17 protein-coding genes are annotated in these 21,195 nt (G+C 69.8%); 11 read left to right on the top strand and 6 right to left on the bottom strand.

Features of this window, described 5'->3' with window-relative positions; genetic code table 11:
- Positions 1-43: 43 nt before the first annotated feature.
- From ABD844_RS29685 to ABD844_RS29675, 3 genes are read right to left on the bottom strand one after another with little or no spacing between them, the layout of a single operon-like run.
- Positions 44-1,018 (bottom strand): ABC transporter substrate-binding protein, encoded by a 975-nt coding sequence (locus tag ABD844_RS29685; RefSeq protein WP_344885317.1) that lies wholly within the window; start codon positions 1,016-1,018, stop codon positions 44-46.
- Positions 1,015-2,928: an ABC transporter permease gene (locus ABD844_RS29680; protein ID WP_344885314.1), complete on the bottom strand. Its 1,914-nt coding sequence runs from the start codon at positions 2,926-2,928 to the stop codon at positions 1,015-1,017. The genes ABD844_RS29685 and ABD844_RS29680 overlap by 4 nt, the downstream gene beginning before the upstream one ends.
- Complete coding sequence (locus ABD844_RS29675) at positions 2,925-4,028, bottom strand: quaternary amine ABC transporter ATP-binding protein (RefSeq protein WP_344885311.1); 1,104 nt, start codon at positions 4,026-4,028, stop codon at positions 2,925-2,927. The genes ABD844_RS29680 and ABD844_RS29675 overlap by 4 nt, the downstream gene beginning before the upstream one ends.
- A 343-nt stretch (positions 4,029-4,371) precedes the next feature.
- Here ABD844_RS29675 and ABD844_RS29670 point away from each other — a divergent pair, with 343 nt between their 5' ends.
- From ABD844_RS29670 to ABD844_RS29655, 4 genes are all read left to right on the top strand, one after another.
- The gene (locus ABD844_RS29670) at positions 4,372-7,152 is read left to right on the top strand and encodes a sensor histidine kinase (RefSeq protein WP_344885308.1); all 2,781 of its coding nucleotides are present in this window, start codon (positions 4,372-4,374) and stop codon (positions 7,150-7,152) included.
- Complete coding sequence (locus ABD844_RS29665; protein WP_344885305.1) at positions 7,149-7,571, top strand: roadblock/LC7 domain-containing protein; 423 nt, start codon at positions 7,149-7,151, stop codon at positions 7,569-7,571. The genes ABD844_RS29670 and ABD844_RS29665 overlap by 4 nt, the downstream gene beginning before the upstream one ends.
- Positions 7,572-7,637: 66 nt before the next feature.
- Entirely contained in the window at positions 7,638-7,952 is a 315-nt protein-coding gene (locus tag ABD844_RS29660) for a DUF742 domain-containing protein (RefSeq protein ID WP_344885601.1), read from the top strand.
- A complete protein-coding gene (locus tag ABD844_RS29655) occupies positions 7,933-8,499 on the top strand; it encodes a GTP-binding protein (protein ID WP_344885302.1) in 567 nt (188 codons plus the stop codon). The genes ABD844_RS29660 and ABD844_RS29655 overlap by 20 nt, the downstream gene beginning before the upstream one ends.
- A gap of 32 nt (positions 8,500-8,531) precedes the next feature.
- On the opposite strand, the gene ABD844_RS29650 is transcribed toward ABD844_RS29655, so the two are convergent.
- Positions 8,532-9,491, bottom strand: coding sequence for an SIS domain-containing protein (locus ABD844_RS29650; RefSeq protein WP_344885299.1), 960 nt, complete (start codon positions 9,489-9,491; stop codon positions 8,532-8,534).
- Positions 9,488-10,702, bottom strand: a complete 1,215-nt coding sequence (locus tag ABD844_RS29645; RefSeq protein ID WP_344885296.1) for a hypothetical protein — start codon at positions 10,700-10,702, stop codon at positions 9,488-9,490. Before ABD844_RS29645 ends, ABD844_RS29650 begins: the two co-directional genes overlap by 4 nt.
- Before the next feature lie 172 nt (positions 10,703-10,874).
- Between ABD844_RS29645 and ABD844_RS29640 the strand changes: the two genes are divergently transcribed.
- The 4 genes from ABD844_RS29640 to ABD844_RS29625 are packed head-to-tail and all read left to right on the top strand — an operon-like array spanning position 10,875 to position 14,684.
- Complete coding sequence (locus tag ABD844_RS29640; RefSeq protein ID WP_344885293.1) at positions 10,875-11,990, top strand: polyamine ABC transporter substrate-binding protein; 1,116 nt, start codon at positions 10,875-10,877, stop codon at positions 11,988-11,990.
- 19 nt (positions 11,991-12,009) lie between these two features.
- On the top strand, positions 12,010-12,876 hold the full coding sequence (locus ABD844_RS29635) for an ABC transporter permease (RefSeq protein ID WP_344885290.1): 867 nt from the start codon (positions 12,010-12,012) through the stop codon (positions 12,874-12,876).
- Positions 12,869-13,648, top strand: coding sequence for an ABC transporter permease (locus ABD844_RS29630; RefSeq protein WP_344885287.1), 780 nt, complete (start codon positions 12,869-12,871; stop codon positions 13,646-13,648). The genes ABD844_RS29635 and ABD844_RS29630 overlap by 8 nt, the downstream gene beginning before the upstream one ends.
- Positions 13,635-14,684 (top strand): ABC transporter ATP-binding protein, encoded by a 1,050-nt coding sequence (locus ABD844_RS29625; RefSeq protein WP_344885284.1) that lies wholly within the window; start codon positions 13,635-13,637, stop codon positions 14,682-14,684. The genes ABD844_RS29630 and ABD844_RS29625 overlap by 14 nt, the downstream gene beginning before the upstream one ends.
- On the opposite strand, the gene ABD844_RS29620 is transcribed toward ABD844_RS29625, so the two are convergent.
- Positions 14,678-15,283 (bottom strand): TetR/AcrR family transcriptional regulator, encoded by a 606-nt coding sequence (locus ABD844_RS29620; protein ID WP_344885281.1) that lies wholly within the window; start codon positions 15,281-15,283, stop codon positions 14,678-14,680. The genes ABD844_RS29625 and ABD844_RS29620 overlap by 7 nt on opposite strands.
- Before the next feature lie 125 nt (positions 15,284-15,408).
- On the opposite strand from ABD844_RS29620, the gene ABD844_RS29615 reads away from it, so the two are divergent.
- From ABD844_RS29615 to ABD844_RS29605, 3 genes are all read left to right on the top strand, one after another.
- Positions 15,409-16,674 carry a glycosyltransferase gene (locus tag ABD844_RS29615; RefSeq protein ID WP_344885278.1) on the top strand — a complete coding sequence of 422 codons (1,266 nt, stop codon included), beginning with the start codon at positions 15,409-15,411 and terminating at the stop codon, positions 16,672-16,674.
- Positions 16,675-16,701: 27 nt separating this feature from the next.
- Positions 16,702-18,099, top strand: a complete 1,398-nt coding sequence (locus ABD844_RS29610; RefSeq protein ID WP_344885274.1) for an aminobutyraldehyde dehydrogenase — start codon at positions 16,702-16,704, stop codon at positions 18,097-18,099.
- A gap of 250 nt (positions 18,100-18,349) precedes the next feature.
- On the top strand, positions 18,350-21,195 hold a 2,846-nt coding region (locus tag ABD844_RS29605; RefSeq protein WP_344885270.1), incomplete at its 3' end, for a sensor histidine kinase.

Here is a 21,195-nt window from a genome sequence, read left to right as displayed (position 1 = left end):
CCGGGACCGCGGGCCCCAGGGGCGGGGCCGCGGTCGAGAGGGGTCACTTGGGGATCCACGCCTGCCACTTGGCGGTGTTGGCCTCGATCCACTTCTTGGCGGCGTCCTCGCCGGTCATGCCGTTGTTGGTCATGTCGTCGGCCACGGCGTTCTGGTCCTCGTTGGTCCAGGTGAAGTTCTTGACCAGCTCGTACGCCTTCCCGCCGGTCTGCGCGAACTTCGTGCTGACGATCTTGTCGAGGTCCATCTCCGGGTAGTCGCAGGCGACCTTCTTGGGGTCGGCGTCGCAGCCCTCGGTGTAGGCGGGCAGGTTGACTCGGACCAGGTCGGTCTTGCTGAACAGCCAGTGCGGGTCCCAGAAGTAGAACAGCAGCGCCTTCTTCTGCTCCTGCGCCTGCTGGGCGCTCTTGATCAGGGCCGCCTCGCTGCCGCCGACCACGACCTTGTAGTCGAGCTTGAGGTTCTTGATCAGGGCTTCCTCGTTGCTGACGTACGAGGGGTCGCCGAACAGGAGCTGGCCCTGGTCGCCCGACTCGGAGGTCTTGAACAGGCTCGCGTACTTGTTGAGGTTCTTGTAGTCGGTGATGTCAGGGTGCTCGTCGACCATCCACTTGGGGATGTACCAGCCGATGACGCCCTTGTTGCCGGTGGAGCCCGCCTCCTGCGCGACCTTCTTCTCCTCGATGAACTGCTTCTTCAGGTCGGGGTGACCCCAGTTCTCGATGATGACGTCGACGTCGCCGGTGCCGAAGCCCTCCCAGGCGAGCTGCTCCTTGATCTCGGGCAGCTCGACCTGGTAGCCCAGCTCGTTCTTCAGCAGGTACGCCACGACGTTCGCGCTGGCCTCGTACCCCACCCAGGGGTTGATCGCGATCTTCACGGTCCCTGCGGACGCGGAGGCGGTGCCACTCCCGGCGGCCGGGGCGGTGGAGCTCGGCGAGGTCGCCACGGTGGCCCCGCCGCAGCCCGCGGCGGCCAGTCCCAAGGCGAATATGCCTGCGAGCAGGCGAATCTTCATGTGAACTTCCTCTTTCGGGGGGACGGACGCCTGTCGGCGCCCTGCGTGATGCGGTCGAGCATGACTCCGAGCAGCACGGTCGCGATGCCCGCCACGAAGCCCATGCCGAAGTCGGTCCGCTGGGAGAATCCGGTGACCACGTCGTAGCCGAGAGCCCCCGCCCCGACCAGGCCGCCGACCACCACCATGGCCAGCGTCATGACGATGCCCTGGTTGGCCGCGAGCAGGATGGCCCGCCTGGCCATGGGGAGCTGCACCTTCCACAGGAGCTGTCCCGGGGTGGACCCGGCCGAGACCGCGGCCTCGACGACCGTGCCGGGCACGGCCCTGATGCCGTCCTCGACCAGGCGCACCACGGGCGGCACGGCGTAGATGACCGAGGCGAAGATCGCGGTGAACCGGGTCGTCCCGAACAGCGCCAGCGCCGGAAGCAGGTACACGAACGCGGGCATGGTCTGCGCGGCGTCCAGCAGGGGCCGCTGAACGGCCGAGTAACGCGGCGAACGGGCCGCGGCCACGCCGAGCAGCAGGCCGATCATCAGCGTGACCAGCACCGCGACGGCGACCGTGGTCATCGTCTGCATGGTGTGCTCCCACACGCCGAGCAGCGCGATCGCCAGCAGGCAGCCCAGCGCGACCAGCGCCGGTCGCGGGCCGCTGACCCGCCAGGCGACGGTCAGCACCGCGAGGGCGACCAGCCACCAGGGGGCCGAGGTGAGCAGCGACTCCAGGGGGTTGAGCAGGGCGTGGGAGGTCGCGTCCTTGATGAACGTGGTGACCGCGTACCAGTTGGTCTCGGCCCAGCCGACAGCGTCGTTGACCTCGGCGACCAGGTTGAGCGTGAGATTCTCCGGCCAGAGCTTCGGCAGCACGGGGATGAGCGCCAGACCGGCGACGGCCAGCGCGAGGGCCGCGAGCAGGTTCGTGCGGCCGGTCTTCGCGTGCGGCTCGCGGTGGGCCACGGCCATCATCATCCGGTCGAGCACCACCGCCATGATCACGACGGCGACGCCGGCCGGGAGCATGATGCCGACCTGCGCCCGCGACAGGCCGCGGATGATCTCGCCGCCCAGCCCGGGGGCCGAGATCAGGCTCGCGATGACGACCATGGACAGTGCCATCATGATCGTCTGGTTGATCGCCAGCGCCATCGTGGACCTGGCCAGCGGCAGGTGCACCTTGACCAGCGTCTGCCAGCGCGTGGCGCCCAGAGAGGCGGACGCCTCGACCGCCGTGGGGGAGACCTGCGACACGGCCAGCGCGGTGATGCGGATGGCGGGCGGGATCGAATAGATCATCGTGGCGATGGCCCCGGCCGGCGCCCCGATGTGGAAGAACAGCGCCAGCGGCGCGAGGTAGGCGAACGTCGGCATGATCTGCATGACGTCCAGCGCCGGGGTGATCGCCCGCCGCACGCGTACGGAGAGCCCGGCCCACACGCCCACCGGGATCCCGATCGCCAGCGACAGCAGCACCGCCACCGCGACCAGGGCCAGCGTCTCCACGCTCGACTCCCACAGCCCGAGCACGCCGAACGCGCTCACGCCCCCCAGGGCCAGCAGCCCCACCCGCCAGCCGCCCGCGAGCCAGGCCAGCGCGCCCATCACACCCGTGATGCCGGGCCAGCCGAGCGCGTGCAGGCCGGCCAGGAACAGGTCGTAGAGCCAGGCCACGAAGAGCCGGACGTAGTTGAGGAAGTACAGGAAGAGGGGGTTGTCGTTGCGGTGGTCGTCGATCCACTCGCGGAACTCGGTGACCGCCAGGAACTGCGGCGCCTCCTTGTCGTGCGGCAGCGTCCCCGTGCCCTGGAAGACCAGGTACGCCGCCACGAACAGCGCCGCCGCCCCCACCGGGGCCGCCCACCTCGGCAACCGGAGCCCGGAGGGCGTGGTGACGGCCGTCGTGCTCATGTGGCGACCTTCGGGGACGTGTTCCGGCCCGGCTCGGCGGCGGAGTCCTGGCCCGGCTTCGCGACGGTGTCCTGACCCGACAGGAAGCCCAGCAGGTCCACCCGGTCCACCACGCCGACCAGGTCGTCGCCGTCCACGACCCGGATCGGCTGGGACGACTCGGAGGCCACGGCCAGGGCGTCCTTGATCACCGTGCCGACCGGTAACGTGGGGCCGGTCAGCGACTCGCCGGGCTCGGGGTCGCGGCAGATCCAGCGCAGGGTCAGCACGTGGCTCCGCGGTACGTCGCGGACGAAGTCGGCCACGTAGTCGTCGGCCGGCGCGCCCACCAGCTCCTCGGCCGTGCCGATCTGCACGATCGAGCCGGCCCGCATGATCGCGATGCGCTCGCCCAGCTTGAGCGCCTCCGACAGGTCGTGGGTGATGAACACCATGGTCTTGCCGACCTCCCGGTGCAGGCGGATCACCTCGGCCTGCATGTCGCGCCGGATCAGCGGGTCGAGCGCGCTGAACGGCTCGTCGAACACCATCACCCGCGGCTCCACGGCCAGCGCCCTGGCCAGCCCGACGCGCTGCTGCATGCCGCCGGAGAGCTGGTCGGGGTAGGCGTCGGCGTGGCCGTCGAGGCCGACGAGCGAGAGGATCTCGGCGGCGCGCGCGTGCCTGGCCGCCTTGGCGGTGCCCTGGATCTCCAGCCCGTAGGCCACGTTGTCGATCACCCGGCGGTGCGGCAGCAGGCCGAAGTGCTGGAAGACCATGCTGACCTGGTGGCGGCGGATCTCGCGCAGCCGGGCGGGGGTGGCGGCGCGGATGTCCTCGCCGCCGATCCTGATCTCGCCCGCGCTCGGCTCGACGAGCCGGGTCAGGCAGCGGGCGAGCGTGGACTTCCCGCTGCCCGACAGGCCCATGACGACGAAGACCTCGCCGGGGCGCACCTCGAAGCTCACGTCTCTGACGGCGGCGGTGCAGCCGGTCTTCTCCCTCAGCGCGGCGGGGTCAAGGTGCCTGTCATCGCTGTTCAGCACTCGTTGCGCGGTGGATCCGAAGATCTTCCAAAGGCCCGCAACGGTGATGGCCGCGCTGTCGGGAGAATCTCCCACACTCGCCTCCTCGCTTTTTGACGTCGCTCAACATATGGCGTGAATGGCGAGATTCTCAACGGCGTGACCCGCCGGAGACCGCGGTGCGCCGGGCGTGTTACGCGATTGGAACGCACTAAACGCCCATTGGCGGACATTTATTCTGTTAGAGGTTTATTTCGTGTCGCGAGTGGTTCCAGGATGGAGCACCAGGTTCTATCCTCAGGAGTCACATGTACTCTCTTTTGTCGCGTTATGTTCGCTTGGCCACGAGCCGTGGGATGTGTTCCAATTACCGACACTTGCTGATTTCCCCCAGGGCACAGGGGTCCTCATATACGCCGAATCGGGCGAGGTGCGTTTGGTGAGTACAGCGGTGGGCGTCAAGCAGACCGGCGAGAGTGGCTGGCGGCTGCGCAACTGGCGGGTCCGGGCGCGGCTCGTCGCCCTGATCCTGGTGCCGACCGCCGCCGCCGTGCTGCTCGGCGGCGTCCAGGTGCTCTCCTCGACGGCGGCGGCGGCGGACTACGCGCGGACCAACCAGTTCGCCCAGCTCTCGGCCGAACTGGGCGGGCTCACCCACCTGGTCTCCGCCGAGCGGGCCAGGACCGCGTGGTACATCGCACGCGACCGGCCGGTGAACGGGCTGTCCGAGGTGCAGGCCCAGATGGACCAGGTGGACCTGGCGGCCCGGCAGGTACGCGGCATCGCCAGGCAACTGATGAGCGAGTCGACCGGGCGTACCGCGGACCAGTTGGAACACCTGCTCAACCGCCTCGACGACCTGACCTCCCTGCGCAAGCAGGCGCTGGACGCCAACCTGTTGCCCGGCCCAGCCGTCGAGCTCTACACCACGGTCGTCAACGACCTGCTCTCGGTCCACAACGAGCTGGTCAAGGGCAGCGTGGACGACGAGCTGTTCCGCCAGACGAGCCTGCTCGACGGGCTCGCCCGCGCCAAGGAGAGCGTCTCCTACCAGCAGGCGCTGGTCACCATCGTGCTGGTCGAGGGGGCGTTCGACGCCGACCAGCTCGAGCGGTTCCTCGGCGAGCAGTCCAGGGAGGCCAACGAGCGCAAGGGCTTCGCCGCCGAGGCCACCGCCGAGGAACGGCGCGTCTTCGACGAGACCGTCAACGGCCGCTCCGCCGACCGAATGCTGTTCCTGCGCGAGCTGGTGCTGATCAGGGCCACCAGCGGGCTGCCGCTGCACGGCCTCGACCAGGCCAAGAAGGACGACGCCAAGGAGTGGTTCGACGCGGCGAACGTGGTCGTCGACTCCATGCGCAAGATCGAGGAGCGCCAGGCCCAGGACATCGTGGCCCGCAGCCAGGAGCTGAGCGGCGCGGAGCGGACGCAGGCGTTCGTGACCGCGGGCGCCGTGCTCGCGCTGCTCGTGGCCGTGCTGCTGATCACCACCGGCGTCGCGAGGTCGCTCGTCCGTCCGCTGCGCCGCCTGCGCGGCGAGGCCCTGGAGATCGCAGGCAAGCGGCTGCCCGAGTTCGTGCAGCACCTGAGGGAGTCGCGCGACGGCGCGGCCACCGCCGAGGTGCCGCCCATCGGCATCTTCACCAAGGACGAGGTGGGCGAGGTCGCCCGGGCGTTCGACGAGGTGCACCGCGAGGCCGTACGGCTGGCCGGCGACGAGGCCAAGCTGCGCTCCAACGTCAACGCGATGTTCGTCAACCTGTCGCGGCGCAGTCAGACGCTGGTCGAGCGGCAGCTCACGCTGATCGAGAAGCTGGAGCGCGGCGAGCGCGACGACACCCGGCTCGGCGACCTGTTCAAGCTCGACCACCTGGCCACCCGCATGCGGCGCAACAGCGAGAACCTCCTCGTCCTCGCCGGGCAGGAGGCGGCCCGCAAGTGGAGCGAGCCGATCGAGCTGATGGACATCGTGCGGGCGGCGCTCGGCGAGGTCGAGAGCTACGACCGGGTCAGCATCCAGGTGCAGTCGGACGTCGCCATCGCCGGGCAGGCGGTCACCGACTGCGTGCACCTGCTCGCCGAGCTGGTCGAGAACGCGGTGTCGTTCTCCTCGAAGGACACCAAGGTCATCATCTCCAGCAGCCGGATCGACGGCGGGAGCCTGATGCTGTCGGTCACCGATCACGGCATCGGCATGAGCCAGGAGGAGCTGACCGAGGCCAACTGGCGGCTGGCCAACCCGCCCGTCGTGGACGTGTCGGTGTCGCGGCGGATGGGCCTGTTCGTGGTCGGCCGCCTGGCGCTGCGGCACCACATCCGGGTGCAGCTCAGGCGGCAGGACATCGGCGGGCTGACGGCCATGGTGCTCGTCCCGCCCACGCTGCTCACCGGCGTGCCCGGCCCGGTGCCCGGGGCGGGGCAGCGGGTCCAGGTGCCCAGGCAGAACGGCGTCCAGCAGGCAGCGTCCCCGGCGACCGGGCCGCTGACCGGGCCGCCGGCGGGTCACCCGTCGTTCGACGCGAGCTTCGAGGCGGGGTTCGACACCGGCTTCGACGCCAGGGTGGACTCGACGTTCGACAGCGGGTTCGAGAGCGGGTTCGACAACAGGTTCGACAGTGGGCTCGGCGGTGGGCTCGGCGGTGGCTTCGACGCCGGGCTCGACCGGCACGATCCCCGGCTGGACCCACGGCTGGACCCACGGCTGGACCCACGGCTCGACACCGCCGCTCCCGCGGCCGAGCCGTCGTCGTGGTTCAGCGCCACGCAGAGCCGCTCGGTCGAGCAGCCGCCCCCGCCCGACGTGGTCGCGCCCCGGCCCTCGTTCTCCGGCCTGGCCGCGCCGACCTCGTTCCCGACCCCGGCGGCGCCCGCCAATGACGAGTTCCTGCCGATCTTCGCCTCCGTCGAGGAGAGTAGTTGGTTCAGCAAGTCCGCCCCCACGGCCGACCACCGTGACGAGCAGCGGGAGGGCCACTGGTCGTCCCCGGCCGACCAGGGCTGGCAGGCCGCCGGGGCGAGCGCTCAGCCCGCCGGCAACGGCACCACGAACTCCGGCTTGCCGAAGCGGACGCCGAGAGCGAATCTGGTACCGGGCACCGCGAACCCCCAGCCGCCGCCCGTTCCCGCTCCTCCGGTGTCCCCCGACCGGTTGCGCAGCCGGCTGGCCAGCTACCAGCAGGGCGTACGCAAAGGACGCGCTGAGCTCGAGGAGGACTCATGAAGGAGCTGAGCCAGGCCGCCAGAGACGTCAACTGGCTGGTCAGCGGCTTCGTCGACGAGGTCCCGGGCGTGGCGCACGCGGTGGTGGTCTCCGCCGACGGACTGCCCATGGCCTTCTCCAGGGGCTTTCCCAAAGACCGGGCCGACCAGCTCGCCGCCATCGCGGCCGGGTTGGTGAGCCTCACGCAGGGGTCCGCGCGCGTGTTCGAGGGCGGCGGGGTCACCCAGACACTGGTGGAGATGGAACGGGGCCTGCTGCTGGTGATGTCGATCAGCGACGGGTCCTGCCTGGCGGTGCTGGCGACGCCCGACTGTGACATGGGCCTGGTCGCCTATCAGATGACGATCCTGGTCGAACGCGCGGGACAGGTGCTCACACCTGCCGTACGGGCGGAGCTGTCCGCCTCGCGCCCGTGGTGAAGGGAGTGAACCTTGGCATCGTGGCACAACGGTGAGCCGGAGCCCGAGCGCAGTTCGCTCGTCCGGATGTATGCCGTCACCGGCGGCAGGACCACTCCGCGCACGGAGCTGGCCATGGAGGCGCTGGTGTCCTCGGCCACCTCGGCGCAGCTCGGCACGACGTACACGCGCGAGTACCGCGCGATCAGCGAGTTGTGCCGGCAGGTGCGGTCCGTGGCGGAGATCTCGGCGCTGCTCGGCGTCCCGCTCGGGGTGGCGAGGGTGCTGATCGCCGACATGGAGGCGGACGGGCTGGTCAGGGTGTACCAGCCGCAGCTCGAGGCGGGTCTGCCCGACCGGGGCCTGCTCGAAAGGGTGCTGAGTGGACTCCGCAGGCTCTAGCCGGCTCACCGCCACGAAGATAGTCGTGGCGGGCGGGTTCGGCGTGGGGAAGACCACGTTCGTGGGCGCGGTGTCGGAGATCACGCCGCTCACCACCGAGGCGCTCATGACGGACGCCTCGCAGGGCATCGACGACCTCGGGCACACGCCGGCCAAGACGACCACCACCGTGGCGATGGACTTCGGCCGGCTCTCGCTGGACCAGGACCTGATCCTCTACCTGTTCGGCACGCCGGGGCAATACCGGTTCTGGTTCATGTGGGACGACCTGGTACGCGGGGCCATCGGCGCCGTGGTGCTGGTCGACTCGCGGCGGCTGGCCGACAGCTTCCCCGCCGTCGACTACTTCGAGGAGTCCGGCATCCCGTTCGTGATCGGGCTCAACGGCTGGGACGGCGCGTTCCCGCACGTCGAGAGCGAGGTGCGGGAGGCGCTGACGCTGTCGGCGCACGTGCCGATCGTCCGCACGGACGCGCGTGCGCGGGAGGCGGTCAAGCACACCCTGATCACGCTGGTCGAGCACGCGCTGACCGTGCGGTCGCGTTGAGGTCCCGCGAGCCGCTCAGTCTCGCGAGCCCCTCACTGCTCCGCCCACCAGTAGGCGGTCACCAGTTCGGCCACGAGCGTCTCGGTGAGCAGGGCCACGTCCGGGTCGTCGTCGTGCGTGTACCGGATCGCGGCGGTGGCGTCCTTCACCTCGGGGCCCACGGTGACCACCGTGGACTCGCGGCGGCGTACCCAGTCCATGGCCTGCTCGTCGTAGCGGGAGCCGGGGAAGAGCAGGGCGCGGTAGTCGAGCGTCTTGGTGAGGTAGACGTCCACGTGCGACCAGTCGCCGCTCTCGCAGGCGTCGGCCGGTCGGCGCGGGCCCTCGCGGAACATCAGCGCCGACTGCTCGGCCGACGACAGGCGCTCGGCGGGGGCGATCGTGTAGACGCCGTGCGGGCCGTCCAGCAGCTCCATGGCCAGGGGGACCCATTCGTCCCTGCGCTCCAGCAGGTCCGCCGTGGCCTGCGCGGCGCGTTCGACCAGCTCGGGGAGGTCGCGGCCGCGGCCCGTGAGCCGTTGCTCCAGGGCCAGGAGCAGCGCCAGGGTGTGCTGGAACGTACGGCAGGCCACGCCGCCCTGCTCCTCGCCCGCCCGCAGGTCGACCACCAGGTCGGCGGCCTCGGCCAGCGGGGAGCCCGGCCGGTTGGTCAGGGCCGCCAGGAAGGCGGGGCCGCCCGCGTACCGTTCGACGGCGTCGAGCGTCTCGCGGCTGGAGCCGGTGGCCGAGATCGGCACCACCAGCGTGCCGGGGGCGGGCGGGAGACTCGCGGCGGCGGAGGCGTACTCGGCGTGGGCGTTCACCCCGGCCGCGCGCAGCCGCAGCGCCGCCACCCCGGCCGCGTAGCGGGAGCTGCCCATGCCCAGAAACAGCACCCGCTCGACGTCCTCGGGAAGCCCATCGAACGGGTCGGACGCCCTGAGCGCCGCGGCCAGCCTCGCCAGCGCCTCCGGCTTGGACTCCAGATCGGACAGGTAGTGCTCGGAATTCACGAGATGTTCTCCTCGGGGTACCAGGTGCGCAGCACACCCATGGGGGCGTAGCGCCAGCGGGGGAGGTGGCGGGCGGCGTAGATCAGCTCACGGCACTCCTGCTCCACCTCGAACGGGCGGATCAGGCTCTCGTCCAGCAGATGCCCGCCGTGCCCGGCGGACAGGTGCACCCGGTAGGCGGCCAGCAGACGGGCGCGGGCCCGCCGCGCCCATCCGGTGGCCTGATCGGGCGCGGTGTCGCGGCGCCTGACCGCGACCTGGGCCACGTGCTCCAGGCTCGTGGTGAGCTGGGCCACGTCCCTGGCGGGCGGCTGGTACGGGTCGGCGTCGGCCACCGTGGGATTGCCGTCGAAGTCGATGACCGCGTACCCGTCGCGCCACCGCAGGAACTGGCCCACGTGGAGGTCGCCGTGGATCCGGATGGCGGGCGTGGTGACGGGCGCGTCGAGCGGGGCCAGCTCCCGCCGCATGGCCTCGGTCCTGGTCGCCAGCCACGCGCCGTCCTCCCCGCCGGTCAGCTCGATCGCCTCGGCGAGCGCCTGCCGCGCCCTGGCGGCCGCGCTCGTCGCCTGGCCCGTCGCCCGATCGGGGGAGCCTGTCTTCCGACCGGGGGAGCCTGTCCTTCGATCGGGGGAGCCTGTCTTTCGATCGGGGGAGCCTGTCTTTCGATCGGGGGAGCCTGTCTTTCGATCGGGGGAGAGGGTGGACAGGGCCAGGTGCAACTCGGCGGCGAGGCGGCCCAGCTCGGAGGCGAAGGCGGTGCGACCGGCCACGGCCTCGTCCACGCACCACTCCCAGCCGTCCGTGGCCTCAGGCAGATACCCCGTCACCAAGGCGAGCAGGTGCTCCCGGCCGTCCAGCACGCCGGTCAGCGCCGCGTAAGGAGGCGCGGTGTCGTTGAAGCCCGCCTCAACGAGGTGGGCGAGGATCTCCGGGGCGGGGTGCGGCAGCGGAACGGGGGGTGTCAGCCACTTCACGACCACCCGCTCGCCGACGATCACCGAGTAGTTCGTCTGGTCCACGTGGTCGCCGAAATCTCGCTCACCTGGGGCCCCAGTGTGGAGATCTCCAGGGCCGTACGAGAGGGTGGGCAGCGGCAGGAATCGCCGGACGGCGAAGGGCGGCGGCACCTCCCCCTCCAACAGCCGCAGCAGAGCGGCGGTGAGCCCGCGATCTCGGGCGGTGAGTGGCCTCTCACCCAGAGAGATCATGCGATGGCTTATTGAATCCCAATTCAACAGGTGGACCAAACTTCCTGGTAGCAATGTTATGAAAAGTCTTGCTCATGTTGATTTCTGCTGCAACACTCCTGCTCTGGTCCGCTGTGTCCGGTAAGGTCGCGCGACCCCTCTTACATGACAAATTTCAGAAGGAGTAGCGGCCGTGCCCCGTACCCGGTTCACCCGTCGTCTCCCGGCCGCCGCGGTGGCGGCCGGACTCGCGCTGGCTGTCACGGCGTGCGGCGGTGAGTCGTCGTCAACCTCAGCCGGCGCGGCGGCGGCCGACCAGCTCAAGCCCAATGCGGACCTGTCGAAGCAGACTCTCCGGATCACGGTGTGGGACGGTTACACGCCCAAGGAGCTCCCCGAGAAGGTCAAGGAGACGCTGAAGGTCCAGGGGCTGGACGTCAAGCTGCACGGCACCAACGAGGAGGCGATGGCCAAGCTGACCGCCTCGGGTGACAGCGGGATCGACGTGGCCTTCGTCTCCGGCCAGTACGCCCAGGCGCTCAACGCCCAGGGCCTCCTGGAGCCGATCCACCCCGAGCTGATCCCCAACCTGGCCAACCTCTACCCGGAGGCCACGCAGCTCTCCTACGACAAGGGCAACAAGTACTCCGTGCCCTACACCTGGGGCACCACCGGCATCTGCTACCGCACCGACCTGGTGAAGGCCAAGCCGACCAGTTGGAACGATCTCCTCAAGCCCCCCGCCTGGGCCGAGAAGAAGGTCACGATGATGACCACCGAGCGCTGGCTGGCCCTGCCCGCGATCAAGGCGCTCGGCTACTCGGTCAACACCGACAAGGACGAGGAGATCGAGAAGGTCCGCGAGCTGCTCATGGCCCAGCAGCCCCACCTGCTCACCTACGACGACACGACGTTCGGCGACCGGCTGAAGAGCGGCGAGGCCATCATGGTCGAGGCGTGGGACGGCTGGTGCCCGACCACCGACCCGAAGGGCAACATCGCCTTCGAGGTGCCGAAGGAGGGCAGCGACCTCTGGGTGGACACCATGGTGATCATGAAGTCCTCCAAGAACAAGGAGGCCGCGCACGCCTTGATCAACTACATCCTCGACCCCGAGATCCACAGCTGGGCGGCCGAGAACATCAACTACAAGGTCCCCAACAAGCCGGCCATGGAGCAGGTGCAGGTCCCGAAGGGCTCGCTGCTCGGCATCACGCCCGCCGAACTGCTCGACGGTGAGTCGATCATCGACCTCGGTCAGGCGTCGACGAAGTACACCCGTCTCTCGGAAGACATCAAGGCGCAGTAGTCGTAGTGAAGTCGAAGTAGTGAAGTCAGAGTCCAAGGCCCGGCCGGCGTCCCGTTCGCGGGGGCGTCGGCTGGGCGCCTTCGTGTTCCTGACGCCGGGGCTGACGTACCTGCTGGTGCTGATGCTGGTGCCGCTCGCGCTGATGATGAGCTACACCGTGTTCCAGCGCGGGCGCTTCGGCGGGGTGGTCTACGAGTTCACCTCGGAGAACTTCGCCCGTCTGGTCGACCCGCTCTACCTGGGCGTGGTCGCCGACTCGATGAAGATCGCGGCCATCACCACGCTCATCGCGCTGCTGGCCGGCTATCCGACGGCGTACCTGATCGCCCAGCTCCCGCGTAAGTGGAAGACGATCGCGCTGGTCGCGGTCGTGCTGCCGTTCTGGACGAACTTCATCATCCGCGTCTACGCGTGGATCATCCTGCTGAGCGGCCCCGGGCTGGTCAACAGCGGGCTGAAGGTGTTCGGGCTCGGGCCGCTGGACCTGCTCTACAACGAGGGCGCGATCGTGGCGGGGCTGGTGTACTCGTACCTGCCGCTCATGGTGCTGCCGCTGTACGCCACGATCGAGAAGCTCGACCCGCAGCTCAGGGAGGCCTCGGCCAACCTGGGCGCCTCGGGGTTCACCACGTTCAGGAAGGTCACGCTGCCGCTCACGGTGCCGGGGGTGCTGACCGGGAGCCTGTTCGTGTTCGTGCCGAGCTTCGGCAACTTCGTCATCCCCGAGATCCTCGGCGGCGGCAAGTCGAACATGGTGGGCAACCTGATCAGGCAGCAGTTCCTGTCGGCGCGCGACTGGCCGTTCGGCTCGACGCTGGCGCTGGCCGTCATCGCGGTGCTGATCGTGCTGCTGATCGCGCAGGCGTGGGTGGCCCGCCGTGCGTAGGTCGAAGCTCCTCTACGTCCCCTTCTGGGCCACGTACGTCTTCCTGTACCTGCCGATCGCCGTGCTCGTCGTGATGTCGTTCAACTCCGGCGACTCGGCCTACACCTACGAGGGCTTCAGCCTCAAGTGGTACGGCGAGCTGGCCGGGGACGAGCGGGTCGTCAACGGCGTGGTCAGCACGCTGATCGTGGCCACCGGGTCCACCGTGATCGCCACCGTGCTGGGCACCCTGCTGGCCGTCGGGCTGGCCAGGCACACCAGGTCGAAGGCGCTCGACGCGATCTCGCTGATGCCCGCGGTGCTGCCGGACCTCGTGCTGGCCATCGGGCTGCTGGTGTTCTACGGCATGATCCAGCTCACGCTGGGGCTGTACTCGGTGGTGCTGGCCCACGGCGTGTTCGCGATGGCGTTCGTGGCGGCCGTGGTGCGTACCCGGCTGACCGGGGCCGACACCTCGCTGGAGGAGGCGTCCAGGGACCTGGGCGCCGGGCCGGTGACGACGTTCATGAGGATCACGCTGCCGCAGCTCATGCCGGGCATCGTGGCCGGCGCGCTGCTGGCGTTCACGCTGTCGCTGGACGAGTTCGTGATCGCGTTCTTCACGATCGGCAACGGCGAGCCGACGCTGCCGATCGTCATCTACTCAATGATCCGTTTCGGGGTCACCCCGAAGATCAACGCGCTGGCCGCGGTCCTGCTCATCGTGAGCTTCACGGCCGTGATCGCCGGGCAGCGCCTGACCAAGATCGGGGAGTCGCGTGCTCAGGATTGACGGGGTCTCGCGCAGGTTCGGGGAGGTCACGGCGCTCGACGGCGTGTCGCTGGAGATCGGCCAGGGCGAGTTCTTCGCGCTGCTGGGCCCCTCCGGCTGTGGCAAGACCACGCTGCTGCGCATCGTCGCCGGATTCGAGACACCCGACGCGGGAACGGTCACGCTTGACGGCGCCGACCTGCTCGCGCAGCCGCCGAACCGGCGGCCGATCAGCCTCATGTTCCAGTCGTACGCGCTGTTCCCGCACATGACCGTGGCCAAGAACGTGGCCTACGGGCTGGAGCGCGAGCGCCTGCCCCGCGACGAGGTCAGGCGGCGCGTCGGCGAGGTGCTGGAGACGGTCGGGCTGTCGGCGCACGGCTCCCGCAAGCCCGCCCAGCTCTCCGGCGGCCAGCGGCAGCGGGTGGCGCTGGCCCGCTCGATCGTCAAGCGGCCCCGGCTGCTGCTGCTCGACGAGCCGCTCTCGGCCCTGGACAAGAAGGTCCGCGCCGACATGCAGCTCGAACTCAAGCGGCTGCAGCACGAGGTGGGCATCACCTTCGTGGTCGTCACCCACGACCAGGAGGAGGCCATGTCGCTGGCCGACCGCATCGCGGTCTTCGAGCGCGGCAACGTACGCCAGGTAGACGAGCCGATCGCCCTGTACGAGCGCCCGCGCTCCCCGTTCGTGGCCGACTTCGTCGGCGCCAACAACCTCTTCCCCGGCTCCTCCAGCGGCCTGGACGGCATCAAGAGCGAGCGGTTCGGCCTGCTGGCGGGCACGCCGCTGGCGGAGCTGCCGACCGGCGCGCAGGCGCTGCTGGCCGTGCGGCCCGAGAAGATCGAGCTGGCCGACGAGGACGCCGCCAGGGGTCTGCCGGGCAGCGTCCTGGACGTCAGCTTCTACGGCGGCGTGTCGCACCTGTCAGTGGACGTCCCCGGCCACGACAAGCCCGTCCTGGCCGCCGTGCAGGGCGCCAGCTCGGTACGGGCGGGCGCCAAGGTCAAGGTCCGCTGGGAGCAGGAAGACGCGGTGATCATGGCGGCCGATCAGTGAGCGAGGTCGTTGCCCGTGACGGCACGCGCGTACGAGAGGATCAGCTCGGCCGCCTCGGCCGGGCCGATCACCGGGTGGCGGGCCGTGATGCGGTAGCCGTAGGCGTCCTCCAGCGCCACCAGGTTGCGCGCGATCGTCAGCGAGTCGGCGCTCAGCCTGAACACCCGCAGCGCGGCCCCGGTGTCCAGGATCGCCTGGTACATCGACACCTGGCGGTCGTAGAGCGAGGTGAGCAGCACGCCGTAGACCCGGTTGCGGCCCGCCGCCCCACCCAGCTCGTTGAGCAGGCGCACGTCGGGATCGAGCGGCCCGGTGGGCAGCCCCGACCTGATCGTGACCACGAGTTTCTCCACGGGGTCGGTGAGCGCGGCGAGCTGGCGCAGCCGCTGCTCGTAGAAGCGTTCCATGCCCGCGTGCTGCGCCTCGACGAGCAACTCGCTGAGGTCGGGATAGTGGTAGAGCACGGCGCCGGAGGTCAGACCGGCCTCCTCGGCGACGTGCGAGAGCTGTACACCGTCGATGCCGTGGCGGATGATGGCCCTGCGTGCGGCCTCGATCAGATCGATGCGCCGATCACTGCGGCTCTTGCGCTGAGCCACCCTCACCACCTTCACTCGTTTGGCCACTGTTCAGTTAGCCGTGACCATAGTGCCCTTAACTTGACCTTCCCGCTAGATCCGTTTTTGAATTCCCCTTCAAAATGACGAGTCCAACCGGAGGCTCGATGTCTCTCACGTTCCTGTTCATGCCGGAAAGCGCCTACGGGCCCACCAACAACTCCATCGGTATCGGCGACATCCTGCGGCAGCGCGGCCACCGGGTCGTCTTCGCCGCGGAGGCGTCCTGGAAGGGCAAGCTCGAAGCCCTCGGGTTCGAGGAGGACCTGGTCGACCTGGCCCCGCCCGCCGAGGAGGAGCAGGACGCCGGCCAGTTCTGGAAGGACTTCATCCGCGAGACCGCGCCCGAGTACCGCAAGAGCACGCTGGAGCAGCTCGAGACCGTTACCAAGCCGATCTGGGCCGAGCTGATCGACGGCGCGAAGTACTGCGAGCCGCAGCTCAAGGCCATCATCGAGCGGGTGAACCCCGACGTCATCGTCGAGGACAACGTGATCACGTTCCCGGCGCTGCTCACGACGGGCAAGAAGTTCGCCCGCATCGTCTCCTGCCAGCCGCTGGAGATGCGCGGCGAGAACGTCCCGCCGGTCTTCTCCGGCCTGCCCGCCGCCGACCGCTCCGACTGGGACGCCTTCCGCGCCGAGTACGACCGCACCCACCGCGAGCTGTGGACCGCCTTCAACGAGTGGTGCGTCGAGCAGGGCACCGCGCCGCTGCCCGACCTCGACTTCATCCACGAGGGCGACCTGAACCTCTACGTCTACCCGGAGATCGCCGACTACGTCGACGCCCGCCCGCTGGGCCCGGCGTGGCACCGCCTCGACTCCTCGGTGCGCGAGACGGAGGGGGACTTCACGCTGCCCTTCGAGCGCAACGACGGCTCGCTGATCTACTTCTCGCTCGGCTCGCTGGGCTCCTCGGACGTGGAGCTGATGCAGCGGGTGGTCGACGTGCTGGCCACGACCCCGCACCAGTACATCGTCTCCAAGGGCCCGCTGCACGAGGAGATCAAGCTGGCCGACAACATGTGGGGCGCGGAGTTCGTTCCGCAGACTAAGATCATCCCATTGTGTGACTTGGTCATCACCCATGGCGGCAACAACACGACTACCGAGGCGCTGCACTTCGGCAAGCCGATGATCCTGCTGCCGCTCTTCTGGGACCAGTACGACAACGCCCAGAGGGTCGATGAACTCGGTTACGGCGTCAGGCTTTCGACCTACGCCTTCACCGACGAAGAACTCACGGGGGCGGTCTCGCGCCTGCTCGGCGACGCCGAGCTGCGGGCGGGGCTCGCCGCCGCGGGCGAGGAGATCCGGCGCCGCGACGGCCTGCGCAAGGCCGCCGACCTGATCGAGCAGCTCGGCCAGTAGCACGACCTGAAAGATGAAGTCTTCCTGATGCGCGAACTGATCAACCCCGCCACCGGCCTCCCGTGTGCCGAGATCCCGGACACGCCGGTGCAGGGCGTGGCGTCGGCCGTACGAGCCGCGCGGGCGGCGTTCGAGGAGTGGTCCCAGACCACGCCCGCCGACCGCGCCCGGCTGCTGCTGCGGCTGGCCGACCTCGTGGAGGCCGACGCCGACGAGCTGACCAGGCTCGAAGTGGAGGAGACGGGCAAGCCGGCCGCGGTGTTCCGCGACGGCGAGCTGCCGTTCGCGGTGGACAACCTGCGCTTCTTCGCCGGAGCCGCCCGCTCGCTGGAGGGCACGGGGGCCGGGGTGTTCAGCCCCGGCTACACCTCGGTCCTGCTGCGCCGCCCCGTCGGGGTGGTGGGGTCGATCGCGCCATGGAACTTCCCGTTCGTGATGGCGGTCTGGAAGGTCGGCCCGGCGGTGGCCGCGGGCAACGCCGTGGTGATCAAGCCGGCCCCGCAGACGCCCCGTACGACGTTGCGCCTGGCTGAGCTGTTCGCCAAGGCGGGCGCGCCCGACCACCTGGTCCAGGCCGTCACCGGCGACGCGGAGGTGGGCCAGGCCCTGGTCACCGACCCCGGCGTGGACATGGTCAGCGTGACCGGCTCCACCGAGACCGGCCGCGCGGTCATGAACGGCGCCGCGGCCACGCTCAAGCGGGTCCACCTCGAACTCGGCGGCAAGGCGCCGGCGCTGGTGTTCGAGGACGCCGACCTGGCGGAGATGGCCCGTGGCGTGGCCATGGGCGCGACGTACAACAGCGGGCAGGACTGCACGGCGGCCACCCGCGTCTACGTCGCACGGGAAATCTACGGCGAAGCCGTAGAGGCGATCCGGGCAACTCTTGCCGAAATCACCGTCGGCGACCCCTGGGACCCGGCGACGGACATCGGCCCGCTGATCTCGGCCGCGCACCGGGACCGGGTGCACGGGTTCGTCTCGCGGGCGGAGGGCCGGGTGCTCCACGGTGGGTCCCCGATCGGGGGCTCCGGGTTTTTCTACCCGCCCACGCTCGTCGCCGACGTCGCACAGACCAGCGAGATCGTGCAGGGTGAGCTTTTCGGGCCGGTTCTCGTCGCGTTGCCGTTCGACGGCGAGGACGAAGCGGTCAGACTGGCCAACGACACTAGATACGGTCTGGCCTCGTCGGTGTGGTCGCGTGACGTGGCCCGCGCGCTGCGGGTCTCGCACCGGCTCGATGTGGGTGTGACCTGGGTGAACGACCACCTGCCCATCGCCAGCGAAGCTCCGCACGGCGGGGTGAAGGGCAGCGGGTTCGGCAAGGACATGAGCCAGGAGGCGGTCCAGGAGTACTCGGTGACGCGGCACCTGATGGTGAAGCACGCGGCACCCGCGGAGCGGGATTCGTTCCGGCCCGCCTGAAAACGTGATGGTGCAATGCTGCCCAAAGTGCCTCTTTGGGCGCATGTGATGGGATATGTTCGGTTGGCCGATCTGGTATGGGTTGTGTTCCAATTACCCAGCCGGAAGAATCCCATGCGCCACACGCGTGTCTGATTTTCTTCGAGCACGTACCGGCGAGAGGTTGCGAGACTCAGTGAGGACGAAAGACCCCAGACACACGAAGTCAGGGGAGTACACAGGCGGACGGTTCCGGCTGGCGAACTGGCGTGTGCGCTCGAGGCTGGTCGCGCTGATCCTCATCCCCACCGTCGTGGGTGTGCTGCTCGCCGGCGTCCAGCTTGCCGACGCCATCGGCACCAGCGCCGAGTACCGCCGGCTCACCCAGGTGGCCGAGCTGGTCCAGCGCATCGGTGCGCTCAACCACGAACTCGGCGAGGAACGCACGCTCACCGCGTGGTACGTCGCCGACAACCGCAGGGGCACGCGCCTCGTCCAGCTCAAGACGCAGCGCCAGGCCACCGACAAGGCCAAGCAGCAGGCGCTGGCGGCCGCCACGGCCATCGACACCTCGCACTCGCTCCGCGTGCAGGACGGCGTCAGGAACATGCGCCGCTGGCTCGACGGCCTCGACAGCCTGCGCGAGTCGATGGTCGGCAACGTCCCGGCCCGAGCCGCCGTGAGCACGTACTCCACGATGATCCAGGCTTTCTCCGTCATCCAGGGAGACCTGGGCGACGGCGTCAACGACGACGCGCTGCAGGGAGACGTGGCCGCGCTCGGCTCGCTCCAGCGGCTCAAGGAGGAGGTCTCGCGGCAGCAGATCATCCTCATCATCACCCTGGAGCAGCGCAAGATCGACAGCGCCGACTGGTCCGACTTCCTCGGCTCCTGGAACAAGCAGCAGTCCGAGCTGGCCGCCTTCGAGCTGGAGGCCGATCCGGCGGACATCGAGGCGTACCAGAAGAGCGTCAAGGGCCTGGAGGTCGACCGCGCCGACGCCATGCGCCAGCGCGCGCTGGCGCAGGTGAGCGCCGACAACCGGATCAGGGACCTCGACGTCACCACCCTGCGCGACCTGAGCAACTGGTACGAGAGCACCACGGCCGTCGGCAACGCCATGCGCAAGGTCGAGGACGGCGTGGCCGCCAAGATCGTGGCCACCACGCGTGACCTGAGCGACTCCGAGCAGCGCAACGCCATCATCTCGGGTGCGCTGATCCTCGTCCTGCTGCTCCTGGTCCTGATCATCACCACCCGCGTGGCCGGTTCGCTGGTGCGCCCGCTGCGCCGGCTGCGTGCCGAGGCGCTGCAGGTCGCCACGACCCGGCTGCCCGACACCGTCCGCGTGCTGCGTGAGTCGGGCGACGGAGCGCAGGTGCCCGAGGTGCCGTCGATCGGCGTCAACACCCGTGACGAGATCGGTGAAGTGGCGCGGGCGTTCGACGAGGTCCACCGCGAGGCGATCCGGCTGGCCGGCGACGAGGCCAAGCTGCGGGCCAACGTCAACTCCATGTTCGTCAACCTCTCCCGCCGCAGCCAGACGCTGGTCGAACGGCAACTCCAGCTCATCGAGGGCCTGGAGCAGGGCGAGGAGGACGAGCAGCGGCTCGCGAACCTCTTCCGCCTCGACCACCTGGCCACCCGCATGCGCCGCAACAGCGAGAACCTCCTGGTCCTCGCCGGCCAGGAGGCCGCGCGCAAGTGGAGCGACCCGGTGCCGCTGGTCGACATCGCCCGCGCCTCGCTCTCGGAGGTCGAGAACTACGAGCGGGTCCAGATCCAGATCCCGTCCGGCACGCTGATCGTGGGCCCGGCCGTCACCGACGCCGTCCACCTGCTCGCCGAGCTGATCGAGAACGCGATCTCCTTCTCGCCCCGCGAGAGCAAGGTCACCGTCAACAGCACCCCCGCAGAGGGCGGCGTGCTCGTGACGATCAACGACCTGGGCATCGGCATGAGCCAGGACGAGCTGGCCGAGGCCAACTGGCGCCTGGCCAACCCGCCCGTCGTGGACGTGGCGGTGTCGCGCCGGATGGGACTGTTCGTGGTCGGCCGCCTGGCTCTGCGCCACGGTGTCCGGGTCCAGCTCAGCATGCGCGAGACCGGCGGCCTGAGCGCGCTGGTGATGATGCCCGACATGCTCATCAGCAACGGCCAGGGCGTCCCGCAGCAGGGCGGCCAGTACGAGGCGTTCACCACGTTCGACCCGAGCACGTTCGGGCTGCAGTCGCCCAACGGCTCCCACCCCTCCTTCGACGACGCCCCCGAGCAGCAGGTGGTCGACACCCAGTGGCCGGGCTCGCTGCCCGCGCCGGGAACCGGGAACTGGCCCTCGTTCGGCGATCAGCAGCCCGCCGTCTACGGGGAGGCGCAGCCGACCGCGTTCGGCGATCAGCCCTCGTCCTTCGGTGACCAGCCGTCGGTCTTCGGCGACACGCCGGTCCCGCAGGCCGCCGACGAGCCCCGCTGGCCGTCGTTCGCCGAGGAGGCGCCGCCGCTCCCGCCGCAGCCGCAGCCGTTCGGCGAGCAGCGCTGGCCCTCCTTCGCCGAGGAGCAGCCGCAGGCCGCCGAGCCGCGGCCGTTCGCGGAGAACCGGTGGCCGTCGTTCGCGGAGCAGCCGCCCCCGATGCAGGACGACGAGCAGCGCTGGCCGTCCTTCGCGACCGAGCCCCCACCGCCGCAGCCGCAGGAGGAGCCGAGCTGGTCGTCGTTCGCCGACCCGCTGCCGCGCAGGTCGCTCTTCGAGTCCGAGGAGCGGCAGCGGCCGCAGTTCGGCGACTCCTACCGCTCCCCGTTCGCCGACGAGCCCAAGCCCGCCGACCAGTTCGAGCAGAACGGCCACTCCGCCTACAACCCGTTCGGCCCCGGCAACTACTCCTCCCAGGACATGACCGGGCCGCTCCCCGTGGTGCGCAGCTCGCCCATCGAGGACCAGGGCGACGAATACCTGCCGATCTTCTCCTCGGTCGGCTCCGACTGGTTCCGCCGGCCGGAACCCGAGCCGCTCAGGCCGCATTACGAGCCGGAGCCCGAGACCGAGACCACGGCCGTCAGCCCGGCCGTGCCCGCCGAGACGCCGAGGCCCGCCGCGCCCTCGGTGCCCCCGGCGCCCGC

It is taken from the genome of Nonomuraea antimicrobica (assembly GCF_039536965.1).
In the GTDB taxonomy this organism is placed as follows: domain Bacteria; phylum Actinomycetota; class Actinomycetes; order Streptosporangiales; family Streptosporangiaceae; genus Nonomuraea; species Nonomuraea antimicrobica.
Note: the sequence above shows the minus strand (reverse complement) of the source record. Positions and strands in the feature narration are given on the sequence as shown.